This is a genomic window from Ruegeria sp. O6, from assembly GCF_056535045.1.
Map to the genome: position 1 here is coordinate 49798 of NZ_JBQERM010000017.1, position 23380 is coordinate 73177.

The following is a 23380-nucleotide window of genomic DNA, read 5'->3' on the forward strand; positions in this document are numbered from 1 at the left end:
TCATATCCCGATCTCTGAGAAGAAGATCGAAAACAAAGCGTCGATTGCGATCACCATGAAAATGGATTGAACAACTGATGCTGTCGTACGTTGACCGACACTTTGGGCGGACCCCTTGACCTGCATTGCCTGCCAGCAGGCGATAACGCCGATGACGAGCGCAAAGAACGGAGCTTTGATAAGACCGACTGCCAATTGCCAGACGTCGGTGTTTTCCTTCAAACGGGTAAGAAACATTCCGGGGCTTACACCCAGGTCGATCCAGCTCATCAAGGCACCGCCAAACAGGCCTGCCATATCGGCGACAAAACCCAATATGGGTAGCATGATCAACAAGGCCAAAACGCGCGGAATGACCAGTACTTCGATCGGGTCCAGACCCAGCGTTCGCATTGCGTCGATTTCTTCCTGCACTTTCATCGAGCCGATTGACGCAGTGAATGCAGAACCCGAGCGCCCGGCAACGATTATAGCCGTCAGCAATATGCCCAATTCACGCAGAACCGAGATCGAGATCAGCTCGACCACGAATATCTCAGCTCCAAATTGCTTCAGTTGGGTCGCGCCCTGAAATGCTAGTACGACACCGATCAGAAACCCCATAAGGGCCACGATTGGCAGTGCCTTGAACCCGGTCTCTTCCATGTGTGTGACCAGCGCTGCCTTGCGAAGTCGCCATGGCATGACAATGGTACGAAACAGCCGATGCAGTGTCAGACCCAGAAATTCGAGGATGGAAAGCGTATCCCGCCAGGCACCTACGGTGATGTGACCCATCTGTGCGATCAAATCCAACAGACTTCGCGGTTTATCAAGTTCACCGGGTTCGTCGGGTATGCTGCGGGTTACAGTATCTATCAGAGTGGCATGTGCCGGTTTCACACCTTGAAATTCAAGTGTTGCACCTTGTGACGTGAAGCGTTTGCCAAGGTCCGCGATCAGCCAGGCACCGCCGGTATCCAGGGCTTCGACCTCGGACAGATCGAGAACAAGCCTGTCTCCGGTTGGGCGGACAGAGGCAAAACCTTGTTCAACGGTTTGCAGCGATTGCGTGAGCAGCTCTCCGGATATGCGTACACGAGTACCGCTGGAATCGTGTTCTGAGATTATCGAAGGCTGCGTCATGAGGTCATGTGAAGTGAAACATTCAGTGACCGCAATGGCTTTGTGCCATTGGACTTCTTTTTGCCGCGCTGGATGGCCTTGACGTCACGCCGACCGTCGCATTGGAGCTATGCTGAACAGGTGCATGCCAGAGGTTGTCGCACAACAACTTTGTCGGGATAGCACGCCTTTGCCTGACCGACAAATCGGTTGCGCTATGGCGGGAAGCAATACACATTCCGCGTTGTTTGTTACGGCGCGGAATCGGAGAAGTCGGTATGCATCAGACCAAGAACGTCTTGTTTGTCATCATCGACCAACTTAGAGCGGATTGCCTGTCCGGGGCCTTGGCAGACCATATGAACCTTCCGAATTTGCGGGCTTTTATGGATGAGGCCGTGACCTTTACCCGCCATTTTTCGGTCACCAATCCCTGTGGTCCCTCGCGCGCATCGATTCTGACCGGTCAATATGCGATGAATCATCGGTCGGTAAGAAACGGAACGCCGTTACGGCACGATACCCCAAACATCGCCACGGAGATGCGCAAAGCTGGTTACTTGCCAATGTTGTTTGGGTACACAGATACCTCCGCCGACCCGCGCGTCCATGATCCCAATGACCCTGACCTCAAGTCTTACGAACAGTCGATGACCGGGTTTGTTGAAGTTGTCGAAATGCGCCTTGAAGAATCATATCCTTGGCAAGCGCATCTGATGAAAAAGGGGTACCAGTTCGAAAAGTACTGGGATGTCTACAAGCCCGTTTCGCCCGACGGTGGACACCCGCGGCTGAATGATCCCGCGCTGTATCGGGCGGAAGACAGCGATACAGCTTTTCTGACAGATGCCTTTCTTGATGGGATCGCGCCGCATCGTGGAAAGGGTTGGTTCGCCCATTTGACCTATATCCGCCCGCATCCGCCCTTGGTCGCACCGGCCCCGTACAATGACATGTATGACCCGGCGGATATCCCTCTGCCGCACTGCTTGCCAAGCGCAGCAGCAGAAAAAGCAGTGCACCCGTTCTTTGGACCAAAGCTGGATACCTTTAGCGCGAAAAAATTCGTTCACGGTTTCGATGACGTTGAACCTACGGACGAAAACATTCGCACCTTGCGTGCTATATATCTGGGTCTGGCGACCGAGGTTGATCACCACATCGGTCGTGTTGTCCAGTACCTGAAGGACAGCGGGCAATACGACGATACATTGCTGGTTATCACCGCCGATCATGGTGAAATGCTGGGGGATCGACACAGCTGGGGCAAAATGACGGTCTACGACGCAGCGTATCACACACCGCTGATGATCCGTTTGCCCGGGAATGAAGCTATGGCGGGAAGCAAGATCACCGTTCCAACCGAGTCCGTGGATGTCACTCCGACCATACTGGACTGGATTGGTCAGGCTGTTCCGAACGCTATGGATGGTCGGTCCTTGCTGCCATTGTTGCGGGGTAATATCCCAGACGATTGGCGCGACTATTCTTTCAGTGAACTTGATTTTTCAGAACCTGAAAACCCTACGCTGTGGCAGCAAGACTTGGGGACCGGTAACAGCGACTCGTGTTTGGGAATATTGCGGGATGAACGGTTCACACTGGTCGAGTTCGCTGCCGATCTGCCCCCGATCCTGTTCGACCACCAAGGTAAGGGCGAATTCGAGAACGTCGCGGAGAATCCAGATTTTGCAACGGACCTCGCACGGTTAAGCCGACAGATGTTGCGCCACCGGATGAAAAATATGGACCACACATTGTCCTTGCATTCGATCACATCTGAGGGTGCAAAATCCCGCCCCAGATACACATCTTAGAACGCGGTTTTTTGTCAACGTTCATCTATTCTAACTATACCGGGCACTCGGTCACGGGCAGGTGTGTCGACGTATTTCTCTTTGCGCATTCGCGGATTGGCAAAAGCACTTGAACGAAGGCAGAGTCCGAAACGCCTCCTCTCAATTCCACTACCCGCGCGTGATTTCTGATGCTACGCATGAGCCGTGGAGAAGACCAACTTGAACATAACCGAAAAGCGTATCAAGGCGATGACGACCGCCGGGCTGAACCTGATCGGTCAGGCGCTTTCCATTTATGACAGCAAGTTGCAACTGGTGCTCAGCAATCGCCGCTTCCAGGAAATGTTCGGTTTGCCGGATGAGCTGGTTCAAAGGGGCGCTCTGTTTCGCGACACGATCCACTTTCTTGCCAGCCGCGGTGAGTATGGCGACGATGAAAGTGTCGAGGAAATGGTCAATCTGCGTGTCCAGCAAGCCTTGGCGTTTGAGCCCCACTACATGGAGCGCGTGCGCCCCAATGGGCAGGTTGTTTCAATTGAAGGCGCGCCGCTGCCCCAAGGCGGGTGGGTCGCGGTCTACACGGATATTACCGGCACGCGGCGGGCGGAAAACCTGTTGCGGGCGCGGTCAGAGGAACTGTCGGAACAGTTGCTGAGCCACGCGGAAGAACTGTCCGCAACCAACCGCAAACTTGCGGCCACGATCGCGGCGCTTGAAGAGGCCAAGCGGGAACTGACCGAAATCGAAGCGCGTACTCGTATGGTGACCGAGATGATGCCGGCTCATATCGCGCATTTGGACAGCGACGGCCGTTACGATTACTCGAACCGCCGCCTGAGCGCCGTCATGCCCGGGCGTCCGTCCGATATTCTGGGACTTCATATTTCTGAAGCGTTAGGCACGGCCGCCTTTGAACGGGTTCAGGCCCATTTGCTTAAGGCCTATAGCGGAGAGCCGTCGGTCTTTGAGTTCACTGAAGATCAGGATTCCCGCCGTATTCGGGTTTCGTTTACGCCAGATGGGGCAGGGGGTGTGTACGTGATGTCGGTGGACATCACCGAAGAGACACAGGCACGCGTTGCATTACAGCAAACCCGCCGCCGGGCGATGGCTGCCCAGATGACCAGCGGGCTTGCCCATGACTTCTCCAATCTGCTCACTATCATCCTTGGGATGCAGTCCCGCCTCGACAAGATGGATTTGCCGGATGGCGCGCAGGAACTTGTGGCCGCAACTCAACAAACGGCGCGCCGGGGCGGGCAGCTGTTGAACCGGATCGCCGACATGACTGGAAACCGAACGCCGCAACCGCAGGCCACTGACATCGGGGGATTGTTGGAAGACCTGAGGATTCTGGCGACGCCCTCGCTGCCTCGCGGTGTGGGCCTGTCCGTCGTAAACACCTTGCCAAAACAGACATTGATGCTTGATCCGGGTATGGTTCAGGATGCGCTTTTGAATTTGGTTCTGAATGCCAGGGATGCCTGCGGGAGCACGGGCCAGATCACAATCAGTGCACATGCCATTGGTGAGATCTGGATCGAAGTCACGGTTTCCGACACTGGGCCGGGGTTTTCACCCGAGGCGCTTGAAAAAGCGCTGAACCCGTTTTTCACAACAAAAGGGAGCGACGGTTCGGGTCTGGGGCTGCCGATGGTTTATGATACGGTCAAGCTTGCTGGTGGCGATCTGAATCTAAGAAATACGCCATCTGGGGCCTCAGTTGTCATGCGTTTGCCTTTTCGGCCCGCTCCTCCGGCGCAGGACGGATTGGTTCTGTTGGTTGAAGACAGCGAAGACCTGCGCGGGCAGTTTCGGGACATGCTGGTGGATTTGGGCTTTACCGTCATTGAAGCAAATTCAGTTGATGAAGCACTAGCCTTGATATCAAGTGTGAAGGACATTTCGCTGGTCTTGTCCGATATCCGTTTGGAAGGACACGGTACAGGCTTGGATATCCTTGAACAGTTGAAACCGGGGTTGCCGCTTATCCTTATGACATCTCTGCCAAATTCAGATCCGCTGCATCAACGGGCCCTTGCTTTGGCACCTGTTTTGCGTAAACCGTTCTCACAGGCCCAATTGTCCGCTCTCATCCAAGCCGAGGCCGCCTGATGTCGCAACCAATGGTGACCATTCTCGACGACGAACCCGAAATTCGGCGCATTCTGACGGATGCGCTGGAGGATGCCGGTTTCAGAACGCAGAGTTTTTCCCGTGCCAGAGAGTTTGAAGCATCCCTTAATCGAGTAACCCCTGATGTCTGCCTTGTGGACCTGTCCTTACCAGATACCGACGGGCTGGCGCTTGTTCATCGCTTGGCGCTGGAACAGGGTGCAGCAGTGATCATTATTTCCGGCCGGGCGCAGGTTCAGGACCGTGTGACAGGGCTGGAGCTTGGCGCAGATGACTATATTACCAAGCCGTTTGACCCCACCGAGGTCGTAGCCCGGGTACGGGCCAGGTTGCGCGCGCCGCGCGGTCGGACATCACAATCGGACAGGGCGGAATTCAACGGCTGGATTGCGCATTTTGATCGGTATGTTCTGGAAGACGGGTCAGGGGCTGAAACACCTTTCAGCCATGCAGAAGGCGAGGTTTTGCGTCTGTTTCTGGAAAGCCCCAAGCGGCTGATCAGCAGGGGGCAGATGCAGGAGTCCTTGGGCGGTGCGGCCGGCGACAGTTTTGATCGTGCTATGGATGTCAGAATCTCCAGGTTGCGTACGAAACTTGGAGAAGACCCAAAGAATCCGCGCCTGATCAAAACGATTTACGGTGCCGGGTATATTTTTTTAGGGGATGTCGACTGGAAATAGCGACGCTCTGTTGGCCAGAGTGTGAACCTGAATTTCTTTCGATCCCCTCTGCGTCCGGCAGTGTAGATAGAAAACACAGTAAGCGTCGCAAGAACGAATATTTTGGTCTTTGCGCTCACTCACGCAAAGCTTGATCTTTTATCTTCACGACAGGTTCCAGCAGATACTCCAATACGGATTTTCGACCTGACAAAATGTCAACCTCTGCGATCATGCCGGGTATGATTTCCACTGCGACACCATTTCCATCGAGCATGGTGTTGCTCGTGCGAATTTCTACAACGAACACCTCTTCGTCGTTCCGCTCTGATCGTGTGACGGTATCGGCGCCAATCCGTACGATTTCACCATCCAGCGCCCCGTATCGCGCAAAATCATAAGCCGTGATCTTTACCTTTACGGGCTGTCCTGCACGCAAGAATGCAATATCTTCGGGCTTTACGTAAGCTTCGACCAATAGTGTGTCGTCCAGGGGAACAATCTCGACAAGATCTTCGCCACTCCGCGCCAAACCTCCAATGGTGGTTCGGTGGATGCGGTTGACGATACCGCGAACCGGAGAGCGAACCTGCGCTCGTGCAGCGCGGTCGCGTAGGGCAGGCAAGGCGGGTTGCAAGGTCGCAAGTTCCGCAGTTGCAATGGCCAATTCAGTAAGCGCCGCACTTCGAAATCGGCTGTGAGCAGCTTGAATCCGATCATCTATTTCATCCAAACCGGTTTGCAACCTGCTGGTCACGGCTTCGGCACGGACTTTGCGGCCGCGCCACTCGGCTTCGCTGCGCCGTAACGCCAGCAATGTCGTTGCCGGTTCCATTTGCCGCTCAACAAGCGGAGCTATGATTGCACGCTCCTCACCGAGCACCTTTAGGGTTTCTTCTGCTGTTACCTGATCCACGAGACCTTCTTCGTGTTCTCGCTGCTTTTGCTCACGTTGTCGCTCTAAGATGGCGATTTCTGCCGCCAGCTCTGCTTGCCGACCCTGATACAATGCAGTTTCCGAGCGCACGACACTGGGTGCACCTTCGATCAACTGCACATCGAAATTCAATTGCGTACCATCTATTTCTGCCTGCAGACGTTGTGCACGGGCTTGCAGCCCGAAAGCGCGCTGTTGTTCCTGGCTAAGTTGGCTGTCGATTTGTGTGGCGTCCAATTCCATCAACAATGCCCCTTTGTCGACCAACTGGCCTTCGCGCACATGAAGCGACCGCAGCACGCCAGGCTCGGCGGCGTCGATCACCTGTATGTCTCCCGAAGGCACGATCCGCCCATCGACCCTCGTTACGTCATCCAATTCGGTCAAATGCGCCCACAACCCGGCCGAGACAACACACGACAGGATCAACAGCAAGAGCAATGAACCACGAACGGGGGACCGCCCCTGCATTTCGCGCGCCAACTTCGCCAGATCAGGATGCTGCGACATTCAGGTGCCTCCCTTTCTGACGCATGTGCTGCGTCAGCAGGCTTTTGGGTCCATCAGCTGCGATTTTTCCGTTTTCCAGAACGATAACCCTGTCCACAAGCTCCAGCAGACTGGTTCTGTGCGTTACAATGACCAGGGTTGACCCGGAGGTTGACGCACTCAGGCGTTGAACCACTTGGGCTTCGGTTTTGACGTCCATCGCACTGGTTGGTTCATCAAAAAGCAAAACCGGAGGTCGCCCGATAAGTGCCCGTGCCAGGGCGATTGCCTGCCGTTGCCCACCGGAAAGCCCCTCACCGCGTTCAGCGAGTTGAAGGTCATAGCCCGAAGGATGGCTGTTCACGAATTCTTCGACACCGGCAATACGGCCGGCTTCGATGATGTCGCAATCTCTGGGCCGGACTGCGCCACTTGCGATATTGTCCCTGACAGACCCCGAAAAAAGCCAGACATCCTGCAGAACGGATCCGATATTGCGTCGCAAGTCACCCGGGTCGATCTGACGTATGTCTAATCCATCAATCATGACCGAGCCCACTCGCGGCGTGTAAAGCCCCAATAGCAGGCGCGCAATCGTGCTTTTCCCGCACCCGATTTGACCGAGAATTGCGACTTTCTCGCCAGGCTTGATTGTGAATGAGACACCATGCAGGGTATCTTCGCTTTGGTCAGAATACGAGAAATGCACGTTATTGAAGGCAATTGCCCCTTTGAAATCAGATCGGGTCAGCCATGTGCGCCCTTCCGGGCGTTCGCTTTCTGCATGCATTAGCGCATTGAGGTTGCGATAGGCGCACCTGGCCTGATTTACGCGGGTCAAAGTCTGCGCCAGTTGACCCAGAGGGGCCAACGCCCGACCAGTCAACATTACCGAAGCCACCAGCGCACCCATGCTGGCTTGCCCGTTTGTAATCAGAAAAACACCAAGAAATACGACAAGCACTTGTGCGGCCTGTTGGGTGAATCCGGTCAGGTTCAGGGCAAATTGCGTGACAGTTCGGCTTCGTGCACCATGCGCTGACTGCTGTTCGATGGCCTGTTCCCATCGTGCGCGCATTTTTCTGCCTGCTGCCGTTGTTTTAATGGTTTCAAGTCCCGAGACAGCCTCAACCAGAACTGATTGCTTGGACTGTCCATCGGACAAGCTTCGTTCCGCCATCCTTGATAAAACTGGCTGCACCGCCAAACCTGTCAGGAGCACCACCGGTACGGCCAGTGCAGGGATCAAAGCCAGTTGTCCCCCAACCAGATAGATCACCAGGATGAACAACCCGATGAAAGGCAGGTCAACAACGGCCACCAGCGTCGCGGATGTAAAGAATTCTCGCAGAGTTTCAAACTCGCGAATGGTGCTGGTCATGGCACCGGTAGACCCAGTGCGCGATTTCATCTGGATGTTCAGCAACTGGTCGAAAATGCGCCGGCCCATCAACAAGTCGGCTTTCTGCCCAGCCTTGTCGATAAATCCCGCCCGCAGCAACTTGAGGGCAAAGTCAAAACACAGTGCCAACGCCACACCCAGGGTCAAAGCGATCAGAGACTCTGTTGCTTCGTTGGGCAATACCCGGTCATAGACCACCATGATGAAAACGGACGTAGACAAACCAAGGAGGTTTGCCAGCGCCGCAGCGAGTGCGACTTGAACGTATGACCACCGGCTGGCGGACAGGGCGTTCCAGAACCAGTGACCGCCATGTGAACCGGGCCCGTCCAATGTTTCGCCGTCGTGATGGCGACGGAACAGGATTGCGTAACCGGTATGACAGGCTGCCAGCATGTCTTCGGAAACTTCACCGATACCTTCGCCAAGCTCTGGGTCGAAGACCAAAAAGGCGCCAGCTTGCGTTCGTCCGTGAAAGACAACGGCTTTACCCTCTGCCAACAGCAACAGGGTGGGTGTCAGATTGTCATCCAAGTCGGAAAGGCGCATTGCCCCATATCCCGCCTGCATGCCCGCCTTTGGCGCGAGGGCGAGAATGTCCCGTACTGTCAAATCCCCATCTGCGCCAGTTTGCGCCGCGTGCAGCACCGCGAGACTCAATGGCCGTTCAAGTGCCGACGAGATATTCAACAGACAGGCTTCAAACGGTGTAAGTAACGAGGCATCGGTGGCAGGGTGGGATGCGTTCATTGTGTAGTGCCCCAGTCGCCCAATGAAACCCCAAGCAGGTCGAGTATGTCTCCGGTCAGGCTTAGGGCTGCATAATTGGTTAGAAAGTAGCTCTGTTCCGCAAGGATCAAACGTTCCTGAGCATTTACGTAGTCGCGCTGAGCATCCAGAATTTCAATGAGGCTACGGCGGCCGATTGAAAATTGTTCACGGGATGCAGCGACACTTTCCGCGTTAGCCTCTACGGCAATTCGGGCTTCGCGTAACCGATCGGCACCCGCTTTTTGATCCGAACGGATAAAACCCAATTCTCGCGTAATTTCTCGGATAAGCTGCTCGCGCGCAAACTCTGTCTCTTTGACCAACGATTCCGCCGCTGCTATTGCGGCGCGGCGTTGGCCGGTGCTGTCCAACTCGTAATTGAAAGAAAGATCCACTCCAAAATTCGCGTCACGATTGTTATCCTGGTTTGCGAATGCGGCGACCCTGACATCAGGGCTGCGGCGCGCTTGCGCTGCGGACCATTCCGCCTTGGCGGCCAGAAGGCTTGCATCGGACCGCCGAACCTGAGGACTGTTCATTATGATCTGCATGTCACTTCTTTCCAGCCCAGGTGCCGGAACTGGTGCAGAAAGAGTGCCAGGTTCATCCCCAAATACTTCGCGGAACCGCGCTTCGGCACGGTCTGTGCGCGCATACGCATCAGCCAGTTTTGTGCGTGCATCGGACATGCGTGACCGGGCTGCCAGGACGTCGGCACTTGAACCGACGCCGTTTTCTGTTCGGTCGGTTATCTGGCGAACAAGCTCTTCATGGGTCAAAACATTCTGTGCTGCGATGCTTTGAATCTTTCGTTGATCGAGGACAAGTACATAGGTCTCGATAGCTGCGAGCGCAGTGGATGAGGCCGTTTGAATTTGATCGCCTCTGCTTTCCAAGACACGTGCCCGCGCAGCGGTCAGATCCCCTGAAGCCGCCCCGCCGTCATAGACCAATTGTGAGACCCTCAGATACGGCGATACATCCGCAATATCTGATGCAATCCTTTCAGATCGCGCGTTTAGCCCCAGCGAAATCTCCGGGAGAAAAGCGCCTTCAGCCGCGTCTTGTTTGGCCTTCGCGATGCCCATTCTGGATTTGACTTGCGCCAGGTTTGGGCTGTTCTCAACCGCCTTTTTTACCCGCTGCCCGAAGGCGCTGTGACTGAGTGTTTTTGATGGTTTAGTTGCCCCAGCACCGGCTGTTTGGGCTGCGAAGGACATCGTCACAGGCGTCAAATCGGGTGGACGCGTGCAGGCGGAAACCGAAACCAGAAGCAGACTGAGCGCGACAAAATACTGCGAATACTTACTAAATGGCATACTGACCCTCCTGCCACCGATGGTCGAGCAAGCTTTCCTTTCGTTGGGCGGCTGCCAGCGCCTCCATAAATTCTGAAGCACCCGACCTAACGCCGGTCGACGACTTTTTCTCCAATTGCTCGACGCGCATTTGAGCTGGCAAGAGCCACGCGCAATGGGTCAAGGAAACTTGGTGGGCATGTATGAGGCGCAGGCCTCCGTTCATGGCGAGCAATGACAGATGCGCTGAAGGAACTTGCCGCAAGGCAACCAGCTTGACACCAAAGTAACCGTCGAGGCATTCGTCCATTTGTGCGCAGGCGAGTGGGGAAAAAAGCCCCATATCGCCTATCGTACGGCACAACTGATATGTGTTCTCCAGTGATGCTGTAAGAGTGCGAAAGAACGCCTGGACATTTCGCAGTTCAGCCCCCAGCGCTCCGGTTCGGTCAAAGAATGGTTCATCGTCGGGGTTGTCGGTAACCAGCTCCAGGCTTTCGTTGACAAGCAAGTCAAATTCCCCCTCTCCGGTTTCGTCCTGAAGCTCAGGTGGTCGGGATTGAAAGGGCACACACCGTAGTGCCGAGGGAACATAGCTTGCGCGCCATTCCCCTTTTGCTGACACGTATGGCGTCGGTTTGTCTGGTGTCATCGATAAGATTGCCACGGGGTAAAATCCCCGTTTGGATTTCCGGAACGCGATCGGAAAATTGGCCGCTGCCTGTAGGATCTCTGCCTCAGCCACCGGGCAGTCGACCATATCGCGCGCGAATTCGAACGACGTGTAACGTTTCCAGAACCGATGACCATGTCGTACTCGTGTGACCGGGGTTAAGCCATTCTGTGCCATAACTGCCTCGTGTTTCTGATGAACGCCAATTTGTTCCTGAGCTGGCTCAGGCCGTCGCACCGGTTGGGTCGGTGTGTATGATGTTGTCGGCTGTCAAGCCGCTGAGATCGGCGAGGCCATGGAAAGTGGCGAGGGTCTCGACGTTGGCATCGCCAGGTGTCACGAAATCAACTTTGATCAGGACACTGTCCGTTCCGTCCGTTGCCATCACATAGAGCGCGTCACCTGCAATTGCTCCGGCAAGGCTCTCTACAGCCGTTTCGAGTGTAACGGCATTGAGGTCTGCAAGAACGGTATCGAGGCCTACAAATCCAGTGTCTGTGCCTAATGTGTCACCGACAGTAAGAAGCTCAAAACCCGTGCCATCACCTCGGAGCGTAGCGACATTCAGTCCGCTGAACATCAGAGCGTCGGTTACATCTGCTGCGGGCCCAATTGTGAAACCGGTTATGCTGTCTACGCCATTGTTGTTCGGGTCGGTTTCAAAGACAACGACGTCCCGCCCGGCTTCGGTGATGTCAATGCTGTCATCGCCACCACCGCCACGAATGATTGTATCCGTGTTTGCCGCGGTGAGGATGTCATTGCCATTGGTGCCAAACTGAACTGCAACAGGGCCACCTTCAGGTGTTTTGATCGTTAACTCAATGGGTTGAGCAGCGTCCTGTACTGTCATCGTGAAGGTGACAAGAGGCTGAGACAAATCGGAAAAAACAGTCGCCGCCCCAGCGAAGTTGATGATGTCACCTGTGCCTGGGTTTGCCAGGAACAAATCAAACGCGCTGTGTTCCGTGTCTGATCCGATGTCGAAAGTGGCGACAGATGAGTCAAACTCAAGCTCCGCTGTAAAAGCCAAGCCACCAGAGACGTCACGATTAGCATCTGCATAAATGGCAAATGTAACGGTTGATCCACTGCGCCCGACCTCTGAGAGCACGTAGGCAGCTGGCTCATGAGCAACCGCCTGATCCGATACAGGTAAGGGATCTGGTCCCCCTGCAACGGTTGCCTGGGCTGATATATTCAGGGCATCCCCAGCTTCTATGGCGGCGAAATCTGACGACGCAACAGCCAGTGTCCAGGATCCGTCCGCGGTTACTGTCGCGCTGCCGACGGAACTGCCGTTCAGCAAAACATCTACAATCTGGCCGTTTGAAAGCCCGGCAGAGGAACCGCTGACAGTAATGCCTGACGCCTTGGCATCAGCAAGGGCCACTGCGTTGTTCACGCCGACATCGTCCAGCATCAGAACTGGCCGAAAGTCCGTTGTTACCGAACTGCTTGCCGCTACTGCGCTGTTGCCAGCGATATCGTCAACTGTTGCGGTGATGGTGTAGTTTGTTCCATCGGAAAGCGCACCCAGGTCGCTGGCTGGCACAGTTATCGCCCAGGTTCCACCCGATGCAACACCTGTATAGGTTTGCCCGCCAAACGTGACAGAGACTATTTGACCATCTTCCGAGGTCGTCGTGCCTGAAATTGTCAGGTCTGTAGCTTGTTCCATTACATCCAATACGGAGCCAACCGGCAAACTGTCGATCGTGATTGCTGGCGCTGTAAAATCGGTTGTGAAACTCGTCGAGATTTGGTTGCCATTCCCAGCAGTGTCTGAAACAGAAGCCGTGACATTATAGGTACTTGCGTCCTGGAGGCCTGAAAGTTCGGCAACTGTTGCGGTGTAGGTCCAGACACCACCGGTTACCGTTGCTGTACCGCTTACATCTACAGTTCCGTCTGCGCGCGCGATCTCCACAGTAATGACCGTTCCATCCTGAGCGTCAGAGGTTCCCGAGACAATCAGGTCGGTACCTTGCTCAGCAGCGTTCATGACAGTGCCGTCAGAAATACTGGTTATTCCCAGGGTAGGGGGTGTGAAATCGGTCGTGAAACTGTTGCTGGCCTGTGACGCCGGATTTCCTGCGGCGTCGGAGACATCCGCCGTTACCGCCACGGTGGCAGCATCAGAGAGGGCCGCAAGGTCGGCAGCGGGGACAACTGTGCTCCAAGACCCTCCGGTGGCTGTAGCAGTGTAAATTTGACCGCTCAAAGTGACGGTCACAACTTGGCCATCTTCGGCCGACGTTGCGCCCGATATTGTCAGGTCCACCGCTTGTTCGGCAGCATTCATGAATGCGCCGGTCGAGAACGTGTCGATGCTGAGGGTCGGTCCTGTGACATCTTTCGAAAGTGTCACATCAGCCTGAGGGGCTGTCAGCCCGTTTGCGTCGCTGACATCTGCAGTGATCTGAAAGCTGCCTCCGTCGGCCAAAGATGCCAGATCACCGGCTGGGACAGTTACAGTCCATGTTCCGCCCGTCACTGTCGAGGTATATGTTTGACCATCCAGTGTGATGGTGACTTGCTGGCCATCTTCGACATTGGCGGTTGTCCCGCTTATAGCCAAGCTTGCCGCAGCTTCAGCGGCGTTGAGAACTGCGCCGACGGAAAGCGGAGATATCGAAATTGAGGGGCCGGTCAGGTCTACTGGTACAGTAACAAGAATCGGCACGGCCGGGTTGCCTGCGATATCCTCGACCGCCACAACAATTGCAGCAGGTGTTCCGGTGGACAGACCGCTGAGGTCAGAATTGGGGATCGTGACAGTCCAGTTTCCGCCTGTCGCAGTGCCGGTGTACACCTGCCCGTCGAACGTGACGATGATGGTTTGCCCGTCCTCGGCCGTGGTGGAACCCGTTAAGGTTAAGTCACCAGCCACATCAATCAGGTCAATTGATCCACCCGCAACAGGATCCAGAGAAACACTTGGCGCGGTGAAATCCGTATCAAAGCTTCCGCTGGCCTGTGCGGCCGGGTTTCCAGCCGCGTCAGTCACGTCTGCGGTGACATTTACGATTGCGCCGTCAGGCAAGGCGCTAAGGTCAGCCGCCGGGACGGTTACGCTCCACTGTCCTCCGGAAACCGTACCGGAATAGCTTTGCCCGTTCAGTGAAACCGTTACGATTTGCCCGTCTTCAGCATCAGTTACACCGGTGACCGTCAGATCGGTGGCCTGCTCTGTCAGGTTGAGTACCGGCCCGTCAGAAAACCCGGTGATCGACAGGCTTGGCGGGACCGTATCGATGTCAAACTGAACGGATTGTGTCGACAGCTCGGCCCCCGACCCATCCAGGTTCCTGATGGTCACCGTCGACACACCCTGTGGAAGCCCGCTGGCTTCGGCTGCTGTCAGAGAGATGCTCCAGCTGCCATCGGGGTTGGGTGTCACGGTTTTCACCAGTGACCCTATTGTGACTTCGATGGTCGCAGTCCCTTCGGGAGCGATGGCGTTGGTGCTGACGTTGTTCAGTGCTGTGGATTGCAGCTCGGCGAGGTTGAGGCTTGTGTAAGTCGGGGTGGGTTCGGATACGACGGGGCTGTCTTCACCGCCACCGCCGCCACCTCCTGCGGCCGCAGCCGCCCCTGCCAGGCCCAATCCGCCCAACGCCGCGCCGGCACCACTGATGCCGCCTGCGGACGCACCCGCGGAAACACCTGCTTCCACGGCGCTGAACTGGGCAATCTCCTGAACCGCGTTCTCAGCGATCATGATGGCACCGCTGTCCAGGATCTGGACGTTTTCAGCTGCCACGATCATTGTCCGGCCATCGGCCATTTTTAGAAGAACATCGCCATTCTTCATCAACTTGACCGAGCGAACGCCTGGAATGGTTTCCGCGAACTGGAAAGCATACAGTTCTTCGATTGTGGCTTGTGATAACGCGGGCAAGGCCATCAAAGTTGAAATCAACCCGCCGGCCGCGCCGCGCCCTGCCCAGCGGCCAAGTTTTCCATCGATCCACTGGCGAATGTGTTGCTTGCGGTCCGTTTCCGAAGGTTCAGCCGCCGGACGGTTGTTGAACTCTGGTGCTTTGGTCATCTTACCCTCACATGTGGTTTCCGCGATCACCGAAATGGAAGACAGATCGCGCTGATAACGGCTGGCTCATCTGTCTTTCCCACTTGTTACTGTTGCGATCGAAAGTGAAAAATTGAGTTAATCTGAAACCGAACTTCTCGTTTTCACCACAATTCCGCTTTTGTTTCGGTCCGTGCATCAGGTCATCTTTTGGTCAAGGCCAGGGGTGGCGATGGAGGTGTGGCTGTGATGCTTCAATTCGAAGGTGTGGTGGCAACGGGGAGCGCGGCGCTCGATTCAGGTATCGGCGATACGGCTTTAAAAACGTTTAACGGAACCACGTATCTTTATACCGTCACCGGACCGGGTGGCGGCGTCGCGGTCTGGAGGCTGGTCGAGGGCGCGTTACCGCAACTGGTCGACACGGAATATTACAGCGGCACAATCACGTTTCACGTTGGTCGCAGTGGCACACCGATAACGCTGGCGGGATCCGAACAACTTGTACTGGATGTGAATATGGCGGTCGGGTTGGTCGGATATGACCTGAACGTGGATGGCACCCTGGACAGCCTTACGGAAACCGGATCTCTGGCAGGAGGAGGAGATATCTCGGCGATTGTTCAAGTGTCGATCGGACCCATGGATGTTCTGGCAATGGCTCATGAAGAAACGGGTCAAATCGGGACATATCTTGTTAATCCAGATGGAACGCTGAGCCTTGCTGGTCTTGTTGCTGGCTCTGGAGACGCGATGCAGACGCTGCGCGCAGGAACAGACCATTTCCTGATCTCAAGTGATGCGGCCAGCAATACAGTCTCAACTTATCGGATCGACAGCATTTCCGGTCAGTTGACCGAGATTGACAACAGTTCAGCCATGGGAACCCTTGGAATCTCGACTCCGACAGCCGTCGAAACGATCGATGCCTACGGCAAGCCCTGGGTGATCGTGGCGGGCGCAGGCAGCGACTCGCTCAGTGTGCTTCAATTGAAAGCTGACGGCAGCCTGAGCGCCACAGACCATATTCTGGATTCGCACACGACCCGCTTTGAATCCGTGCAGGACCTTGAAGTCGTGGACATCAACGGGCGCGTATTCGTCGTGGCGGGTGGCGGCGACGATGGGCTTACATTGTTCACGCTGACACCGGAAGGCCAGTTGGTCTATCTGGACAGTTTCGCCGACACTTTGAGTAGTGGATTGCAGAATGTCGAATCGCTGAGCCTTGCTCACGTCGGCAATGAGTTGCAGATTCTGGTTACGTCGCAACAAGACGCTGGAGTCACTGTCATTTCGGTTCCTGTCGATGATCTTGGGGTCGTGAACAAAGGGTTTGGAACAGTATCGGGGACGGCCTTTGACGACATGCTGAGTGGCAGTATTCTGGATACCACCCTGATGGGTGGCGATGGCGATGACATACTGATAGCAGGAACAGGTGCTACGACCATGTCAGGTGGGGCAGGGGCCGACATTTTCGTGATGCAGTCGGGCAGCGGTCTGACCACGATCACGGATTTTCAACCGGGTGTGGACCGTCTGGACATGTTCGACTACCTGCTGTTGCGGTCCCCTCAGCAACTGACATTCACCAGCACCACCCAAGGGGCGCGGATAGAGTATCGGGGCGAGGTGGTGCAGGTTCAGTCCGCTTCGGGCGGAACGCTGACCAGTACCGATATTTTCGGGGCCGGGTTTGAAGGCCCCGATCACATTCCGGTTGAATTCGGTGATTTCGGCGGTTTGAAGCCGGACAGTTCGGATGGCGTGCTTGGGCCAATCACAGTGGACAGCCGATCTGTAAATCCCGGATTGTCGGATGCGGAGATTAGATTCACTCCGATCGGCGGTGGCACGGTATCTGTCACGGCTGACGATCAGGGACAATTTGACTTGGACCTTCCGGATGGCACGTTCCCCGGAAGACTGGACATCATCAAGCACTATTCGACGGCAAGCAAAGAGATCGACGCAATGGACGCTTTACAAGTGTTGCGTATTTCGGTTGGCCTCGATCCGACATGGGGGCCCGCCGATGCGGAAAACCTAATCGCAGCGGATATCAATCAAGATGGAACCATCAATGCCCTGGATGCACTGGCGATTTTGCAGGTGGCTGTTGGGAAAACCACTGCGCATGAACCTCAATGGGTCTTCTTGGATTCAGATGCGGATTTGTCGGGAGTTACAAAAAGCAACGTTGATTATCAGACTGGAATGGATGTTGTAGCCATAGACGGGGTGATAACCGCCGATATGACGTCCATTTTGCTCGGCAACCTCGAGGCGGCATGAATTGAATTGAACGGTGCTGCAACTCAGTCATTGCAAGCCTTCCGCTTGGACCGCAATGTTGGCCTTAGATACACAAACACAAAAGGACAGGCCATGAATCGTCTTTCGGAACGCAGAGATTTTGCCATCGCGGTCTGTGAAGAAGCTGGGGTGATAGCCGAGAAATACTTCTTGGACAGGAGTAATCTGGTTATCGATCAAAAAGGTGCTCAGGACTGGGTGAGCGACGCGGACAAAAACGTCGAAGCCTTCATTCGTCAAAAGATCATGGATGCTTGGCCGCAGGATGGGATATTTGGCGAAGAACACGGCGCTGCCACAGGCAAGAGCGGTTTTGACTGGGTGATTGATCCAATTGATGGAACTACGAATTTCGTCAATGGCATACCCGTATGGACGATTGTTCTGGCCGGTGTCACCGAAGGGCACACTGCGGTGGGTGTGATCCGGGATCCGAGTATGGATGAAACCTTTGTGGCAACACGCGGAGAGGGCGCGACACTGAACGGTTCACCGATACACGTGGCCTCTGGGGTTGCTCTTCGGGATGGGACGGTTTCTGTGGGGTATTCGAACCGGATCGAAACTCGCCACGTCGTGCCGGTGGTTGCAGAACTGATCGAGCGCGGTTCCATGTTTCACAGAAACGCCAGCGGTGCATTGTCATTGGCCTATGTCGCAGCCGGGCGACTTCTGGGTTATGTGGAAGAACACATGAACGCCTGGGATTGTCTGGCTGGGCAATTGTTGGTTGCAGAAGCGGGCGGTGTTGTCGAAGATCAAGACGCCGACGCGATGATCCGCGACGGTGGGCGCGTGATCGTCGGTACACCAGATGTATTTGAAAGTTTGTTGGAAATCGCAGAGAACGCTTGGGGGGCTTAACGTCTAGGCCATTGGCAACCAAGTGGAATTAGGTTGCAAAGTTGTCAGACTTGTCTGCCAATAATGGCCTTGTGACGGTTGATCGTACTGGCGGTCAATCGGAATCCCGGAAAGCTCACACCACAACAATGTCCCGACCGCACCATGTGTAACGATGGCGAGGTCTCCGGTGCCATGGGCACGAGTGATTTCCAAGACTGCCCGGTGAATGCGCCTCTGCGCGTCGGCCGCAGTTTCCCAACCGCGAAAGCTAATATCCGGCTGGGCAAAGAATGCGTCCGCGGCCGCCTCGAACTTTTCCCGTGGAAGGAAACCAGTGGTACTCCGATCATTCTCGCCAAGTTCCGGGTGGATATTTAGAGGCAACCCCAAGGGCGCGGCCAGAATCTCACCAGTGTCACGAGCCTTTCGTTCGCTGCTGGCCCAGATATGGCTGACATTGGCCATAACTTCACTGGCGGCAAAGGATGCGGCGCGCCGGCGACCTGTCGTGCTCAGACCCCATTCCGTAATGGGGGTATCCGGATCAATAACGACCTCGGGGTGAGTGATGATCAGTAAATTCGGCATCTAGTCAGGCAGAAGTACCGGCCCTTTGCCCGCAAACCCCATCCTGATTTCGGTACCCGGTGCAAGCGGTGCATCAACATCATCGTGGACCGCAAAAACCTGGCCAAATGCGCCGGTCAGTGTGTATTCCATCCGCACACCAACATAGGTTGCCTTGGCCACTGTAGCGGCGATGCCGTCATCAGAACCAATCACAAGGCGCGAGGGTCGTACAGCGATGGTCGCGGGCCCATTGGTCAAACCCCGACGCGGCAGAGTGTGACGGTAACCTTCGATCTCGATTGTTGCAGCATCACCGTCGGTTGCAACGATCTGACAGTTGAGCAGGTTTGCCTCGCCTATGAAATCGGCAACAAACCGGTCATTCGGGGCATCATAAAGCTCGCGAGGTGTACCCATCTGAGCGATCGCGGCGTTCCGCATCACAACGATCTCGTCCGAGACGGCCAGGGCCTCTTCCTGATCGTGGGTGACATAGACAACCGTCAATCCAAGGTCTTGCTGAATGGCCCGGATATCCTCGCGCACCTGGCGTCGCAGCTTGGCATCAAGGTTGGATAGCGGTTCGTCAAACAGCAGAACCTGTGGTTCTAGAACCAGCGCTCGCGCGACGGCGACACGTTGTTGCTGACCACCCGAGAGTTCGGAGGGAAGGCGATTGTCGAACCCCTTGAGCCCTACCAATTGCAAGCCATGCAAGGCGCGGTTGCGAGCCTCATCCTTGGCAAAGCCCGAGAATGTGAGGCCGTACATCACGTTCTCCAGCACGCTCATGTGGGGAAACAGCGCGTATGATTGAAACACCATTGATACGTCGCGATCTGTTGCGGGCAGTTTGGTGACGTCCCGGTCGCCAATCATAATCTTGCCAGAGCTTGCCATCTCTAACCCGGCGATCATGCGCAACGTCGTTGTTTTCCCACAGCCTGACGGACCAAGCAGCGTGACCAGTTTTCCCGCTTCGACATGAAGGTTAATGTTATCAACAGCCACAACGTTTTTGCCGAACACTTTCGACACTTTCTCAAATAATACCGGGGCGGCCTTGGAACCGATTTTGTTGTCGGTCATGAGGGTGTCTCCGTTGTGTTCTGTGTGCGCCGACCGATCTGGACCCGACCGACGAGAATTTGCAATAAACCGACCGCTGCCAGCATCACGAAGATCAGCGTCGTCGAATACGCAATGGCGAGACCATAGTCGTTATTCTCGACCCGCCCGATGATATAGCTGGTTGCCATGTCGTATTCGGCACTGACCAGAAAAATCACAGCCGAGATCGCCGTCATCGCGCGGACAAAACTGTAAACAAGCGCGGCAAGTATCGCGGGACGTAGCAGCGGCAGAATGACACGACGAAATGTCTGCCACGAGTTTGCACCAAGGGTCAGCGAGGATTCATCGAGACTGCGGTCAAGTTGCGACATGCTGGCGATGCCCGCACGGACCCCAACCGGCATGTTGCGGAATATGAAGCTGATAACAAGGATAACGCCTGTGCCGGTTATCTCGATGGGCGGAACGTTGAAGGCAAGAATATAGCTGACACCAATCACCGTACCGGGGATTGCAAAGGACAGCATGGTCCCAAACTCGAAAGCGTTCTTTCCCGCAAAGCTTTGCCGGGTCAATAGGTAAGCCGTGACCAACCCAACCGCTGCCGTCAGAGGCGCAGCAATCGCCGCAATGGTTATGGTAGTCCAGAAGCTGTCCCACGCGGCGCCGGTCCAACGAATGCCCTCTTCTTCAAATCGAACAGAGAATGCCGTGACGTAGTGTTTTAGGGTCAGGGAGTTATTGACCCCCCAAAGCTCGACCACACTGCCGTAGATGATCATTGCATAGACAATGATCGTGAACACCGCCCAGCCAAGAGCGATTACCAGCACTGGAACAGAAAGACCCGTAGGCATCAAAGGGTGCACGCCTGCGTCGCCTTTGCCTGTTACGGTGGTATAGCTTTTCTTGCCCAGCCAAACACGCTGTGCGTAAAAGGCCGAAAGAGTAAAAAACAGCAATACCATGGCCAGAACGGCGGCCCGTCCTTGGTCATATTGCGCCCCGACGATGGCAAAGAAAATCTCGGTCGATAGAACGTCGAAATTCCCACCCAGAACAAGCGGGTTTCCGAAGTCGGCCATGCTTTCGATGAAGCCCAAAAGAAATGCATTGGCAAGACCGGGGCGCATCAGGGGCAGGGACACTGTCCTGAACGTTTGCCATCTGCTGGCGCGGAGAGTCTGGGCCGCTTCCTCCATAGATGGCGAGACGCCTTCCACCACGCCGATAAGAACGAGGAATGCAATGGGCGTGAATGCAAGGGCCTGTGCGATGAATATGCCTGGCATTCCGTACAGCCAGCGCGTTGGCTGCGTGCCGAACAGCTCGGCGACGAACCGTGTGACCGAGCCTGACAGACCAAAAAGCAGGATCAGCGCGAGGCCAATCACAAATGGCGGGGTGATGATCGGAAGAACAGTCAAAGCCCGCAGCACGCGTTTGTAGCGGAAACCCGAGCGGCTCACGACCAGTGCAAAGCACAAACCCAGGGCAGTCGTGACGAAGCCAACCAGGATGGCAAGAAACAGCGAGTTCCATGCCGCGCCGCATCTGGCACCATAAAAACACCCCAACCCCCAAAGCCGGGCATCAAAGAACTTTGAAAAGAAGACAGCAATGGAATATGCGCCATCTTCAGTGACAAAGGCAGCGAACAGCATCTTGGCGATCGGAAAAAAAACAAAGACGGTGACGATGGTAATCACACCGCCAATCGCACTAACAACAAAGACGTCACCGTTGATGGCACCTCTTGCCGCAATGCCTTGGGTCAACAGGAACAGAAAGCTTGAAGCGCAAATCATTGCGCCATAGCCCATACCGAATTGGCGATCACCAAGTTCGCCAAAATAGGCGTCCAACCAATTGAAATTGAAACCCCTGATGCCAATCCCGAATCCCTGTGCGATCAACCAGCCGAAGCCGAGCGCACCGGAAAGGATCAGAACCCGGGCATAGAGGGGGTCAGACTTGGCTCGCTTCAGCACCAGAAGGGGTAAGGTCAGAGCGATCAACAGTGGGGCAAGCCAAAGCTTCTCACCCTGTGCGATCAGGAATGCAGCGGGGGCATAATCTTCGTCAAACGGGTAGCCGTCAAAAAGCCATTCGAATGACCACAGGCCGCCGTCGACCATATACCACGGCAGCAGGCAAAACCCGACCCACCCGGCGATGACCCAAAAGATCAGAACCGGACGGGTCTTTTTTGTAATATGGTTGGCCATTTACTGCGGCAGAACCGAAACCTCTTCGTCCCATTTCTGCAACAGACGCTTCCGTTCGTCTGAGGAACCATACTTTTTGAAGTCATAGTCGATCAGCTTGATCTGACTCATGTCAGGCGCGCTTTCCGACGTTTCTGCGCTCTTGTTCGATGGCACCTGAAACGCGCTGACCTGAAGAGCAAGGTTCTGCGCCTCGGGCGACAGCGCCCAGTCATAGAACTTCTTCGCCTCTTCCTCGTTGCGGGCGCCTTCAATAATGGACATCGAGCCAATTTCGTATCCCGTACCCTCACAAGGCGCGACTACCTTGATCGGGAAACCCGATACAGCCTGCTTTACCGCATCATGCATGAAGACGATGCCAATCGTGTTCTCGCCTCGACCGGCTGCTTTGATTGGTGCAGATCCGGATTTTGTATACTGGTTGATATTCGAATGCAGGCCTTTCATGAACTCAAAACCTTCATCCTCGCCAAAGATCTGCACCATCGAGGCCAGCGTTGTGTAGGCCGTACCAGACGAGTTCGGGTTGGCCATCTGAACGTGACCCTTGTATTCAGGCTTTAGCAGGTCTTTCCAACAGGCGGGTTCGGGTAGGTTATTGGCCGCCAGCAGGTCTGCGTTATAGCCATACCCAAGTGCGCCGGAATAAATGCCGATCGTTCTGTTTCCGGCACTTTCGGCTTGGGAAATTGCCCAATCATGAAGCTGGTCGCGCATTTGCGACATGTATTCCATTGTCAGGCCCTCTTCGGCGGCCTGCAAATGCGGATCACCCGTGCCGCCCCACCAAACGTCTCCTTTCGGGTTCGAGCTTTCGGCACGAATCTGGGCAAAGGTTTCGCCTGACGACTTACGCGTCATGTTGACGTCGATGCCCGTTGCATCTTCGAAACTGCGCGCCATGAGTTGGCACCAGTCTTCCTGCGCCGAGCAATAGAGTGTCAGCTTGTCTGCCTGCGCTGCCGACACAGATGCGGCTATTGCAATCAGCGACCCGACGGCCGTGGATGTAAGTTTTTTCATTATCATTCCTCCCTTT

The 23380-nt window shown here is 55.3% G+C and carries 15 protein-coding genes; 5 read left to right on the forward strand and 10 right to left on the reverse strand.

The annotated features are described in order from the left end of the window. Complete coding sequence (locus ACR0DY_RS17580) at positions 1-1125, reverse strand: ABC transporter permease (protein WP_480483714.1); 1125 nt, start codon at positions 1123-1125, stop codon at positions 1-3. Positions 1126-1382: 257 nt separating this feature from the next. On the opposite strand from ACR0DY_RS17580, the gene ACR0DY_RS17585 reads away from it, so the two are divergent. The 3 genes from ACR0DY_RS17585 to ACR0DY_RS17595 all read left to right on the forward strand — a co-directional run bounded on the left by ACR0DY_RS17585 (position 1383) and on the right by ACR0DY_RS17595 (position 5719). Further along, entirely contained in the window at positions 1383-2921 is a 1539-nt protein-coding gene (locus ACR0DY_RS17585; RefSeq protein ID WP_480547013.1) for an alkaline phosphatase family protein, read from the forward strand. Positions 2922-3122: 201 nt separating this feature from the next. Then, positions 3123-5018, forward strand: coding sequence for a PAS-domain containing protein (locus tag ACR0DY_RS17590; protein ID WP_480487482.1), 1896 nt, complete (start codon positions 3123-3125; stop codon positions 5016-5018). Then, complete coding sequence (locus ACR0DY_RS17595; protein ID WP_480483716.1) at positions 5018-5719, forward strand: response regulator transcription factor; 702 nt, start codon at positions 5018-5020, stop codon at positions 5717-5719. Before ACR0DY_RS17590 ends, ACR0DY_RS17595 begins: the two co-directional genes overlap by 1 nt. Before the next feature lie 115 nt (positions 5720-5834). Here the strand turns inward: ACR0DY_RS17595 and ACR0DY_RS17600 are convergent, their stop codons facing one another. The 5 genes from ACR0DY_RS17600 to ACR0DY_RS17620 are packed head-to-tail and all read right to left on the reverse strand — an operon-like array spanning position 5835 to position 15322. Further along, positions 5835-7145 (reverse strand): HlyD family type I secretion periplasmic adaptor subunit, encoded by a 1311-nt coding sequence (locus ACR0DY_RS17600; protein WP_480483717.1) that lies wholly within the window; start codon positions 7143-7145, stop codon positions 5835-5837. Further along, positions 7129-9276, reverse strand: coding sequence for a type I secretion system permease/ATPase (locus ACR0DY_RS17605; protein ID WP_480898815.1), 2148 nt, complete (start codon positions 9274-9276; stop codon positions 7129-7131). Before ACR0DY_RS17605 ends, ACR0DY_RS17600 begins: the two co-directional genes overlap by 17 nt. Continuing rightward, positions 9273-10697, reverse strand: a complete 1425-nt coding sequence (locus ACR0DY_RS17610) for a TolC family protein (protein WP_480898818.1) — start codon at positions 10695-10697, stop codon at positions 9273-9275. Before ACR0DY_RS17610 ends, ACR0DY_RS17605 begins: the two co-directional genes overlap by 4 nt. Next, complete coding sequence (locus tag ACR0DY_RS17615) at positions 10606-11445, reverse strand: SapC family protein (RefSeq protein ID WP_480483720.1); 840 nt, start codon at positions 11443-11445, stop codon at positions 10606-10608. The genes ACR0DY_RS17610 and ACR0DY_RS17615 overlap by 92 nt, the downstream gene beginning before the upstream one ends. Before the next feature lie 46 nt (positions 11446-11491). Then, entirely contained in the window at positions 11492-15322 is a 3831-nt protein-coding gene (locus tag ACR0DY_RS17620; RefSeq protein WP_480483721.1) for a beta strand repeat-containing protein, read from the reverse strand. Positions 15323-15550: 228 nt separating this feature from the next. Here ACR0DY_RS17620 and ACR0DY_RS17625 point away from each other — a divergent pair, with 228 nt between their 5' ends. Both ACR0DY_RS17625 and ACR0DY_RS17630 read left to right on the forward strand, forming a co-directional pair. Next, entirely contained in the window at positions 15551-17599 is a 2049-nt protein-coding gene (locus ACR0DY_RS17625) for a dockerin type I domain-containing protein (RefSeq protein WP_480483722.1), read from the forward strand. A gap of 93 nt (positions 17600-17692) precedes the next feature. Then, positions 17693-18484 carry an inositol monophosphatase family protein gene (locus ACR0DY_RS17630; RefSeq protein WP_480483723.1) on the forward strand — a complete coding sequence of 264 codons (792 nt, stop codon included), beginning with the start codon at positions 17693-17695 and terminating at the stop codon, positions 18482-18484. Between the two features lie 3 nt (positions 18485-18487). Here the strand turns inward: ACR0DY_RS17630 and ACR0DY_RS17635 are convergent, their stop codons facing one another. The 4 genes from ACR0DY_RS17635 to ACR0DY_RS17650 are packed head-to-tail and all read right to left on the reverse strand — an operon-like array spanning position 18488 to position 23364. Then, a complete protein-coding gene (locus ACR0DY_RS17635) occupies positions 18488-19054 on the reverse strand; it encodes a histidine phosphatase family protein (protein ID WP_480483724.1) in 567 nt (188 codons plus the stop codon). Beyond that, entirely contained in the window at positions 19055-20125 is a 1071-nt protein-coding gene (locus tag ACR0DY_RS17640; protein WP_480547009.1) for an ABC transporter ATP-binding protein, read from the reverse strand. Beyond that, positions 20122-22338, reverse strand: a complete 2217-nt coding sequence (locus ACR0DY_RS17645; RefSeq protein ID WP_480483726.1) for an ABC transporter permease — start codon at positions 22336-22338, stop codon at positions 20122-20124. Before ACR0DY_RS17645 ends, ACR0DY_RS17640 begins: the two co-directional genes overlap by 4 nt. Next, positions 22339-23364: an ABC transporter substrate-binding protein gene (locus ACR0DY_RS17650; RefSeq protein WP_480483727.1), complete on the reverse strand. Its 1026-nt coding sequence runs from the start codon at positions 23362-23364 to the stop codon at positions 22339-22341. Positions 23365-23380: the final 16 nt, after the last annotated feature.